The 1,998-nt window shown below is 73.2% G+C and carries 2 protein-coding genes and 1 pseudogene; 1 reads left to right on the top strand and 2 read right to left on the bottom strand.

Annotated features, from left to right (window positions below; all coding sequences use genetic code 11):
• Both E3O67_RS07270 and E3O67_RS17615 read right to left on the bottom strand, forming a co-directional pair.
• Positions 1–459: pseudogene (locus tag E3O67_RS07270) on the bottom strand (hypothetical protein); the annotation flags it as partial.
• Positions 452–583, bottom strand: coding sequence for a hypothetical protein (locus tag E3O67_RS17615; protein WP_255575695.1), 132 nt, complete (start codon positions 581–583; stop codon positions 452–454). The pseudogene E3O67_RS07270 and the gene E3O67_RS17615, both read right to left, overlap by 8 nt.
• 395 nt (positions 584–978) lie before the next feature.
• On the opposite strand from E3O67_RS17615, the gene E3O67_RS07265 reads away from it, so the two are divergent.
• Positions 979–1,881, top strand: coding sequence for an IclR family transcriptional regulator (locus E3O67_RS07265; RefSeq protein ID WP_370260335.1), 903 nt, complete (start codon positions 979–981; stop codon positions 1,879–1,881).
• Positions 1,882–1,998: the final 117 nt, after the last annotated feature.

The raw sequence follows: 1,998 nt of genomic DNA, 5'->3' as shown, positions 1-1,998 counted from the left end.
GGCCCCAGCCCCCCCTGACGCCGCTGCCTCCGTCGACGCTGCGGCTCCGGCTGACGCTGCGGCGCCGGTCGCTGCCCAGGACCCGGACCCGACCACGCCGGCGCCGCCGCCCGCCGAAGCCTGAGCAGAAGACGACGCGGACGCCGCCGGCAGCATCGCGACCCACATCACCGCCATCAGCAGCAGCGCTGCGGCGTGGTGCGCGGCGGGCATCCGATGCCGCCGGTCGAGCAGGGCCAGCAGTGCCGCCCCGACCAGCAGCCCGGCCCAGGACAACGGCCCGAGCAGTTGCACACCCGGCAACACCATGTCGGCGCACGTGACGGCCATGACGACCATGGCGGGCGCCGCGACCAGGGTGCGGCCCGGCATCCGGAGCCCGGCGAACGCGCATGCCGCACCCAGGCCGGCCGCCGCGACGGCGGCAAGCAGGCACGCAGACACCCAGATCTCAGTCATTTCGGCTCACGATAGGCCGGTCTCCCTTGCTCGGCTTGCCGAACGGCGCACGGATGCGCGGCAGCAGCGCACGGATGCGCGGCAGCAGCACACGGATGCGCGGCAGCAGCACAGGGATGCACACGCCGAGGCTGCCGCGCTCAACGTGGCCAACTCAGGAGATTCACGGCGGCAAGTGTCCCGTGCGCGCACTCTGCCGCATTGGTCCGCACTCGTCCGTGTCGAAACGGCCGGTCCAAAGCCGGATCTCCTGAGTTGGCCACCGGAATCGGCGCCACGAAGACGGTCGGCCACCGCGAGCACGGCATAGCTCCTGCACTCCGGTGCCGCCGCCGGCACGCACCCCCGAATTTCCGCGGCGACGCAACCCGGCCCGCACAATATGCCGGCGTTATGCACGGCAAGGGTCCAGGCCCGGATGCGGCGCGGCACCCGGACCTCCTGAGTCAGCCACGCACTCCGGCGGATCGATCCTGCGGCGACCGTCCTCCGGCGCATCATGGATGCGAGAATGGCACCGTGTCGACGTCAACGAGCCGGAAGAGCGGAATGAGCGAGCCGAGCCAGCCCGGCGTACTCGGCGCGAATGGCGGGATTGCCACACTCGGCGCGAACGGCGCGAACGGCGGGAACGCCACACTCGGCGCGAATGGCGGGATTGCCACACTCGGCGCGAACGGCGTAGATAGCACGAACGGCATAGACGGCGCGAAGAGCACGAACGGCGCGCCCGGCGCGCCGCATTCCCAGACCCTGTCCCGGGGCATCCGCGTGCTCGAGATCCTCGCCGACGCCGACGCGGCCCTGACCATCGCTGACGTGGCCGCCGCCCTCGGCGTGCACCGCTCGAACGCCTACCGAATCCTGCGCACGCTGGAGGACCACCGGGTCGTGATCCGGGATGCCGCGGGCGCCGTGCGCCTCGGCCCACGGATGGCTGCACTCGCCCGCGGTGTCTCCCGCGGCCTGCAAACCGCGGCGCTGCCCGAGCTGACGAGCGTCGCGAACGAGCTGGGGATGACTGCTTTCGTGACCGTCCTGGACCGGGCGGAGGTCGTCACCCTGGTCAGCGTGGAACCGCGCCAGGCGCACGCCACGGTCGCGCAGCGCCCCGGCACACGGCATCCGCTCGGCCGGGGCGCCCCCGGAATCGCCATCCAGTCCCTGCTCACGACTGCCCACTGGGCGCAGCTCGGCGAGGACGCGCGCCGCGGCGAGGCCGCCGAGGTGCGCACGCACGGCTTCGCCACCAGTCATGACGAGGTCGTGCCGGGGCTGGCGTCCGTGGCGGTGCCGCTGGTCGTGCCCGGTGAGGCGCCGGCGGCGCTGGCGGTCGTCTACCTCGGCAGCGGCCAGAGTGCCGCCCAGATCGGCGCTCGACTCGTGACGGCCGCCGCCGCGATCGCAGCCGAGCTGCGTTAGCCGCCGCCTCCGAGCACAGCCGTCGGCATCCGCAGGTCCATGCCGCCGCCGGCATCCGCAGCGCCTCGGCGCGGTCGCGGGGCAGCCCCAGGTGACCCGGCGGCATCCGCAGCGCCT

The sequence above is a fragment of the Cryobacterium sp. TMT3-29-2 genome, assembly GCF_004564305.1.
In the GTDB taxonomy this organism is placed as follows: domain Bacteria; phylum Actinomycetota; class Actinomycetes; order Actinomycetales; family Microbacteriaceae; genus Cryobacterium; species Cryobacterium sinapicolor.
This window is presented reverse-complemented; position numbering and strand designations above follow the sequence as displayed.